Annotated in this window: 7 protein-coding genes; all 7 read right to left on the bottom strand. The window is 77.5% G+C overall.

The features are described 5' to 3' along the window. The coding region (locus tag F8274_RS29150) for a phage tail protein (protein ID WP_151465566.1) at positions 1-488 on the bottom strand (488 nt) is incomplete at its 3' end. After that, positions 469-3,087: a putative baseplate assembly protein gene (locus tag F8274_RS29145; protein WP_151465565.1), complete on the bottom strand. Its 2,619-nt coding sequence runs from the start codon at positions 3,085-3,087 to the stop codon at positions 469-471. The genes F8274_RS29145 and F8274_RS29150, both read right to left, overlap by 20 nt. After that, positions 3,084-3,521 carry a GPW/gp25 family protein gene (locus F8274_RS29140; RefSeq protein ID WP_151465564.1) on the bottom strand — a complete coding sequence of 146 codons (438 nt, stop codon included), beginning with the start codon at positions 3,519-3,521 and terminating at the stop codon, positions 3,084-3,086. Before F8274_RS29140 ends, F8274_RS29145 begins: the two co-directional genes overlap by 4 nt. Continuing rightward, the gene (locus F8274_RS29135) at positions 3,518-3,856 is read right to left on the bottom strand and encodes a hypothetical protein (RefSeq protein ID WP_151465563.1); all 339 of its coding nucleotides are present in this window, start codon (positions 3,854-3,856) and stop codon (positions 3,518-3,520) included. The genes F8274_RS29140 and F8274_RS29135 overlap by 4 nt, the downstream gene beginning before the upstream one ends. Continuing rightward, positions 3,856-5,427, bottom strand: coding sequence for a phage baseplate assembly protein V (locus tag F8274_RS29130; RefSeq protein WP_151465562.1), 1,572 nt, complete (start codon positions 5,425-5,427; stop codon positions 3,856-3,858). Before F8274_RS29130 ends, F8274_RS29135 begins: the two co-directional genes overlap by 1 nt. Next, entirely contained in the window at positions 5,424-6,185 is a 762-nt protein-coding gene (locus F8274_RS29125) for a hypothetical protein (protein ID WP_151465561.1), read from the bottom strand. Before F8274_RS29125 ends, F8274_RS29130 begins: the two co-directional genes overlap by 4 nt. Then, on the bottom strand, positions 6,185-6,484 hold the full coding sequence (locus F8274_RS29120) for a hypothetical protein (RefSeq protein WP_151465560.1): 300 nt from the start codon (positions 6,482-6,484) through the stop codon (positions 6,185-6,187). Before F8274_RS29120 ends, F8274_RS29125 begins: the two co-directional genes overlap by 1 nt. Positions 6,485-7,489: the final 1,005 nt, after the last annotated feature.

Below are 7,489 nucleotides of genomic sequence, written 5' to 3'. Positions count from 1 at the left end.
TCGACGGTGACCGCGGCCGGCTTCTCGGCCTCGACGATGCGGGTGACGAGGGCGAGCCGGTCGGCGGCGGCCGGCGGCACCCGGACCACCACGTGGAACGGCCGGTCGGCCGGCTCCTCCAGCACGAACCCGGTCACCCCGGTGGCCAGTTCCAGCGCCGTGCGCATCCCGTACGGGGTGCCCCGCCACCGGGCCAGCAGCGCGCCGTGCGCGACCAGGTCCCGCAGCCGACCCACCGGCAGCGGCAGCGGCGCGTCCGTCCGGGGCGCGGCGACCACGTGGTCCATGGCCACCCACCGGGTCAGGTACGCCACGAACCCGTCCGGCGTCCGGTACGGCGCGAACAGCGCGTCCACGTCGGCGAGCACCGCCTCGTCGGGGGCGTGCAGCGCCTCCATGACGTCCAGCAGCGCGCTCAGCACGCTGCCCGGGCCGGCGGCCCGCTGGTACGCGGCCGGCAGCAGCCGCTCAATCGCCGCTCGGCGCATCCTGCCGCACCACCTCGATGTCGTGCTCGCCGGAGCAGAGCAGCCAGGTGCCGGGGACGGTGACCACGTCGGCGATGGCCTGGTTGGCGCTGGCCGTCCAGTCCTCCGCGTCGCCGCTGCGGTACACGCCGCGCTCGCCGCCGGCCAGGACCAGCCGGGCGGCCCCACCCCCGCCAGCGGGTGCGGTGGCGGCGATCGCGTCGACCGGGACGAACCGGGTCCGGTCGCGCAACGGCAGCCCGCAGTTCACCGACACGGGCTGCCACTGCGGCTGCGCGGCCAGGGTGTCCAGCCGGACCACCCCGCCGCTCTGCGTGGCGGCCAGCGCCAGGGTGCCGCTGAACGCCAGGTCCCGGCACGTGCCGCCGATCCAGCCGCTCGCCACCGACTGCCACTTCACGTCGGACTCGAACAGGCGGGTGCGGTGGCAGCCCTGCCCGGGTTTCTTCGGGTCCGGCTCGCCCGCGCCGCTCCACAGCAGGGTGGCCGGGCCGTCGTACTGCACGGCGAGCACCCGGTTGTCCACGTTGGCCAGGCCGACGTGCGCGAAGGTGCCGGGGCGGCCCGCCGCGGTGGACAGGTAGACGCCGAAGCCGGCCTGCGCGGCCACCGCCACACCCGGCGCGCCGCGCTCGGAGACGAACGACCGGACCGCGTAGAAGCCGCGGTCGGCGTCGGCCGGGTCGACCAGGATCTGCAGCGGCACCGCGCCGGGCAGCAGGGACACCTCGTAGAGGCCCGCGTCGGTGGCCAGCAGCAGCGCCCCGGCGCCGTCCCGGTCGATCCAGGCCAGGTCCCGCACCCCGGAGTCCAGGTCGGTCAGCAGCGTCCAGGTCTCGCCCAGGTCGGTGCTCAGCCGGACCCGGGAGCCGCCGGCGTCCCGCGCGGTCACCACGGCCACCGAACCGGCGCGGGGCACCACGCCGGGGCGGGCCGGGGCGGGCGCGGGCACCACCCGGACCACGCTCTCGCCGTCGAACCGGCCGGCCGGCTCCCACCCGGCGCCCGCGTCGGTGGAGCGGAACAGCACCGGGCCGCGCCCGGCGTACCACGTGCCCGGCTGGTACTGGTCGACGGCCACGGTCCGCACCTGAGCGTCCGGCGCCTCGTCGACCACGAACCGGACCGACTCGACGTAGCGCACGCCCGGCTCGGCGTGCTCCAGCATCCGGTACACGTTGGAGGCCCGCAGCGGCTCGCCGAACGCCCAGCCGGCCGGGTTGAGCGGGGTGGGCAGCGGGCTGAGCGTCTGGTGCAGCCGGTCGTGGATGCGCCGCCGCACCGCGTCCACGTCCTCCTCCCGGCGGACCACCACCCGGGCCCGGACCGAGACCGCCTTGTAGCGCGCCCACCCGGCCCGCACCGCCGTGCCGAGCGCCCGGCGCCGCTCCAGGTCGGCCTCCACCCGGCGGCGGGCCTCCTCGACCTCGTGCTCCCGCAGCACCGTCACCGGCAGCCGGCCGCCCGGGCGGGCCTGCTCCGGCACGTACGGCACGAGCACCACCTCGACCTCGCCGGGGCGGGCGAAGCTGTAGACCGCCGCCCGGGTGAACGCCCGGGCCCGGGCCACCGCGCCGGAACCGGCGGCCAGGATCTCGTAGTCCCGGGCGGTCACCGCGCGCTGCTGGGCGAAGAACTCGTACGGGCCGCGCGCCAGGGCCGACTCCATCGACTCCAGGTCCCGCCCGCCGGCGGCCGGCGCCGGGTTGTCCACCTTCAGCCCGGGCAGCGGGTCGCGCAGGCTGGTCAGCGTCCCGGCCGCCACGTTGCCGGCCGGCCCGCCGCCGCACCGGTACCAGAGCCGGACCTGCCGCCCGGCCGGCGGCACCGCCGCCACCGGGCCGGGCGCCCCCTCGACACCCGGCCCGGCCCCGTCCGCCGGCCGCAGGTCCAGCGCGGGGGCGAAGGTGACCACGCCGGAGGCGCGGTCGACCAGGTAGACCTTGGCCTGCGGGCCGACGCCGGCGAAGCTGTCCACCGGACGCCAGATCTCGTACGTGCGGCCCTCGTGCTCCCGGGCGGCCGCGCCCAGCTCCACCGACCCGGTGGGCACCTCCACGCCCAGCAGCAGGTCCAGCGCCTCGGTGGTCCGGGCCAGCGGCGCCCGGGCCGCCCGGAACACCTGACCGGCCTGCCCGGTGCCGGTGCCCAGCAGCTCGGCCTCGACCGGCTCGCAGTGGTGCACGCGTACCGTCACCCCGGTCTCGCCCGCGGGCAGCACGGCCGGCTCGGTGGTCACGAAGACGACCGGCCGCGGGTCGGCGCCGCGGGCGGCGGCGACCCGGGTGCCGGCCGGGACGCGGACCGCGCCCCGGTCCGCGCCGGTCCGGGTGAAACGGACGTCCGCCCAGGCGGCGGCCGGCGGGTGCCGGGTCACCCCGAGCAGGTTGAGGAAGGACACGTACGCCTTCTCCGGCAACTGGTTCAGCCGGTAGATCATCACCTCGGTGAGGTAGGCGAACGCCTCCAGCAGCGCCATCCCCGGGTCGTGCGCGGAGAGGTCCGTCCAGTCCGGGCAGGACCGGCGGATCCGTTCCCGCGCCTCGGTGACCAGGTCGAGGAAGGCGCGGTCGTCCAGGTGCGGCACGGGCAGCGTCATGCGGGACCCTCCTCGCCGGGCTCGTCGTCGACGGGCAGCAGGTCAACGGAGAAGACCAGCTGGCCGGGGGAGAGACTGGCCCGCACCCGGTAGTCCAGCCGGATCACCAGCCGCCACGGGTCGTCCGGGTCCGGCCCGGCGTCCACGTCGAGCACCTCGACCCGGGGCTCCCAGCGCCGGATCGCCTGCCGCACGTAGTGGATGGCCAGCCCCGCCGTGGTGTCGTCGTTGGGCGCGAAGACGAGCCGGTGCAGCCGGGACCCGTACCCGGGGCGCATGAGCCGCTCGCCCGGCGTGGTGGACAGCAGGAGGAACAGCGCCTGGCGTACGGTCTCGTCGCCCTCGGTCATAGCCAGGCCGCCGGCGGCGGTCAGCGCGAGACCGCCGGTGCGACCCGCGTCGAAGCCGGCGCCGACGAACCGGAAGGCCCTCATGCGTCCGCCCCCAGGAAGGTCTGCCGCGGGTCGCGGACGGTGTGGTGGACCAGCCCGGGCGGGGTGCCGTCGGTGAGCCCGTCCAGGTTGGACAGCACCACGCGGTGGCCGTCCACCCGCAGCCAGGCGCTGTAGCCGACGGTCACCTTCAGCGTCTTCGCGCAGGGCTTGATGGTCGGGCCGTAGTTGGGGCAGGCCGTGATGTCCCGCCCCTCCGGGTCGGCCTCGACCAGCACCGGCACGCCCCGCACCGTCACCCACCGCTGCGAGGGGCGGTTGGCCACCCGCCCGTCGTGGTCGCAGGTGATCAGCGAGTCGCGGTGGATCCAGCGCATCAGCCACCTCCATGGGCGCGGGCGAGGGTACGGGCCTGGGCGGCGGCGGTCTCGGCGTCCTCGGCCACCTCCGCCCGCAGGAAGTCGACGGTGCGGGCGCGCACCACCATGGCCCGCCCCGGCGCCGAGAGCACCAGGTCGCCGGCCGCGTGCACGGTGGTCAGCTCGGGACGCAGCTCGACGAAGCTGCCACCGTCGGTGGCCAGGCGCAGGGTGCGCCCGTCGTCGTCGATGACGATCGACTGCCCGGTGCCGGTCCGCATCGACCACCGCCGGGAGCGCCCGGACACGATCCCCGCGTCGTACGGCTCGACCGCGCCGAACAGCGAGCCGAGCACCACGCCCGACGCGGGCTCCCCGCCGGGCAGCGCCACGAGCACGGTGTCCTCCGGGTCGGGCAGCGCCACGATGCCCTTGCCCCGCCCCGCGCCCGGGCAGACCACCGCGAGCCAGCCGGCGTCCAGGTCCCCGTACGCGGGCAGGGTCACCCGGGCCCGGCCCAGCCCGTCCGGGTCGTCAACGTCGGTGACCGTGCCGAGCGTGACCGTGGCCGCGACGGGGGCGGCGGCCGGCGACGGCCCGGGTGGGACGGTCGAGAAGCGGGTCAGGTGCCCGTTCGCGTCGAGCGTGTGCACCACCTCGGTGAGCACGTACACGCCGGCGACCGGCTCGGGAACGCCGGCCAGGGCGATCCGCCGGCCGGGACGCAGCGCCGGGTCGCCCTCGGCCGTGCCGTCGGCCGTGACCAGCGCCGCGACCCGGGCGTCCAATCCGGCCTGGGCCAGGGCGGCCAGCTCGTCGTCGCTGCGGCCGGGCTGGTCGACGGCCGTGCGCACCCCGTCCGCGCCCACCCCGCCCGGGTCCGGGCGCAGCGGGATCCGCCGGCCGGAGCGGGCCTCACCGGCCTCCTGCCGCAACGGCTCGGCGCGCTGCGGGTGCCAGCCCAGCGCGGCGCACCCGCCGCCCGCCCGGTCCAGGTTCTCCGCGATCCGCAGCGCGTGCACATTCGCGCCGAGGGTCAGCGGGACCGGGTCGCCGTAACCGTCCAGGGTCAGCAGGCGCAGCCGGTCACCCTCCACGGTGAGGTGCAGGCCGGCCCGGCCGGCCACCTCGCGCAGCAGCTCCAGGTCGGTGTGCCGGTGCTGGAGCAGCCGGTCCAGGCGCGGCCCGTCCTCGTCGGCGTCGACGCTGAGCCCCAGGCCGGCGCAGAGCGCCCCGGCCAGCTCGGCGGCGGTCACCGACTCGAACACCCGCAGCTCCTGCCGCTTGCGCAGCCGGTGCAGCGGGTCGTACGCCCGGACCCGCAGCAGCGCCGCGCCGTCACCGGCGTACTCCACCTCGACGCCGGTCACCTCCCCGGTGAACAGGGCGTCGGGCTGGCCGTCCAGGCGCAGGTCGAGGGCGGCGCCGGGGCGTACCGGGGGGTCGAGGGCGGCGGCGCCCGGCGCGGTGGCCAGGGTGAGCTCGCACTGGGTCGGCTGGTCCAGGCGGGCGGCGACCCGCACGCCGCGCAGCCGGCGGGGGTCGGCCAGCGGAGTCCCGTCGATCGTGACGGCGGCGGCCCGGATCACGGCGCACCTCCCGTCCCGGCGCTGCTGTCGGCGGGCGGCGGCGCGGTGGCGGTGGCCGGCACGGCCAGGGCGGTGCCGGCCGGCACGGTCAGCGGGTCGCTGATCCGGTTGTGCTCGGCGAGCAGCCGCCAGCGCAGCGGTGAGCCGAGCGCGTCGTGGGCGAGCAGGTCGAAACGGACCCCGGACCAGCCCGGCTCGGCCGCCCCGTCGGCGGCGGCGACCACGGCCGACCCGGGCGGCACGGTCGGTGTGCTCGCCGCGGCCAGCTCCTCCTCGAAGCCCGCCTGGGCCGCCTCGGCGGTCTCGGCCACCCGGACCAGCTTGAGCCGCAGCCAGGAGCGGCGCGGGGTGCCGGTGAGGGTGAACGCGTCGAAGCGTTCCGCGATGGCCACGATGACGCCGGGCACGTTCCAGGTCTTGCCCCAGACCAGCCGGACCAGCGGGGGCCGCAGCCAGCCGTGCTCGGTCGCGGAGTTCTCGGCCAGCATCCACAGCGGGCGGGTGAGCGCGCGGACGTCCTCGGGGCGTGCCGGGGACTCCACGAAGTCGGTGTCGAACAGCAGGTCCAGCACCAGCTCGGTCCGCCCGCCGCCGGTGAAGACGAGCGGGTCGTCGGCGAGGCCGGCCCCGGTGAGCTGGCCGCCCGGTGCGCCCCGGGGGCGTACGCCGGCCAGCCGGGTCACCTGCACGGTCTCCGGGTTGAGCAGGCAGTCCACCCGGGTGCCGGACTCGTCCACGAGGAAGGCGACGCGCTCCATCAGTCACCCGCCTGTTCCCGGTCGAGCCGGGCCAGCCGGTCGGCGTCCCCTGCCGTGACGGCCGGCGCCCACAGCTCCCGGTCGTCGGGCAGCGCCGGCCACGGGTCCCAGCGCGGCACTCCACCGGCCCCGACGCGGGTCGCGCCGCCGGCCCTGCCGCCGGTGCCGCCGCTCCCGGCCTGCTCGCCGGCCTCCGCCGGCAGCGCCGGCCACGGTCCGGCAGCCGCCCCGGTCCAGTCCGGACGATCGGACGCCGGCCGCCCCGCCCAGCCGTCTCCGTCCGGGCGCGCGGGTGCCATCGGATCCGGGTGCGTTTGTGGTCGTCCCAGCGACAACAGGTGCACCCGGAGGTCGTCGGCGCGGGCCGTCGCCGTCCGGGCGATGTCCGATGCCGCTGCGTCGGCCGGCGGTCCGGGCCGCGCACGACCCGGGGCCGCACCGGCGAGCGGGACGGCGGTCACGGCTGGGTCGGCGGCGGGTGCCCGGTGGACCGGCACGGTGCGACCGGCCGTTCCCCGCTCGACCGCGCTGACCCCGACGCTGTCCCACCCCCACCGGTCGTGGCCGGGCACTCGGGGCGAGGACTCCCACGAGGCCCTGGACGGGCCGAGCGACGATCCGGCTGGACCGCCCGTCGGGCCGAGCGGCGATCCCGGTGGGCGGCTCGTCGGGCCGGGCGGCGAGCCGGGTGGGCGGCTCGTCCCGCCGGGGAACCATCCCGGTGGCGCATCGGTCCCGCCGGGCGACCAGGGCGCCCGCACGGCCGGGCGGAACGGCGGGACGACCGCGCCGTCCGACCTCTCATCAGGGCGGGTGTCGTCGGACGACGAAATCTCCGGCAGCCCGCCGACCCATCCACGCGCGGCCCCGGTCGCGGCCGACTCCCACCGAAGGCCGAACGGGCTGCGGGCAACCTCCGCGCTGCCCGACGTCCATCCGCCGCCCGCGCCGCCGCCCGACGGTGCGCGCCCCGCGATCCCGTCTTCCAGGCTGGGCGGGTACGGGAACGAGCCGCCGGGATCGGCGAGATTACGCGGGCCGGAGCGCCGGTGACCGACCCGCCGGGCCAGACGGCGCCAACCATCCATGCCGGGCCAGACCGCCCCGAGCCGGCGAGGATCGACAGGCGGGCGGAAGCGACCGGAAACGCCACACGCTGCCATGCCGACCGTCCCCCCAGCGAATCCGACCGTCCCCCCAGCGAATCCGGTCGTCGCACCAGCCCATGCCGGCCACCAGCCCGGGCCCGGAACCGACGGCCGCAGCGGCAGCCCGATCCCGCGTCCGTTCCCGACCCCGAGGCC

The organism is Micromonospora sp. AMSO31t (assembly GCF_008868175.1).
GTDB lineage: Bacteria > Actinomycetota > Actinomycetes > Mycobacteriales > Micromonosporaceae > Micromonospora.
The sequence above is the reverse complement of the archived record's forward strand: the minus strand, read 5'-3'. Positions and strand labels throughout refer to the sequence as shown.

What these genes read in the sequence shown, in the direction of transcription:
- F8274_RS29145 (WP_151465565.1), bottom strand. Translation starts at nt 3,087, where the DNA reads ATGACGCTGCCCGTGCCGCACCTGGACGACCGCGCCTTCCTCGACCTG.
- F8274_RS29140 (WP_151465564.1), bottom strand. Translation starts at nt 3,521, where the DNA reads ATGAGGGCCTTCCGGTTCGTCGGCGCCGGCTTCGACGCGGGTCGCACC.
- F8274_RS29135 (WP_151465563.1), bottom strand. Translation starts at nt 3,856, where the DNA reads ATGCGCTGGATCCACCGCGACTCGCTGATCACCTGCGACCACGACGGG.
- F8274_RS29125 (WP_151465561.1), bottom strand. Translation starts at nt 6,185, where the DNA reads ATGGAGCGCGTCGCCTTCCTCGTGGACGAGTCCGGCACCCGGGTGGAC.
- F8274_RS29120 (WP_151465560.1), bottom strand. Translation starts at nt 6,484, where the DNA reads ATGGCACCCGCGCGCCCGGACGGAGACGGCTGGGCGGGGCGGCCGGCG.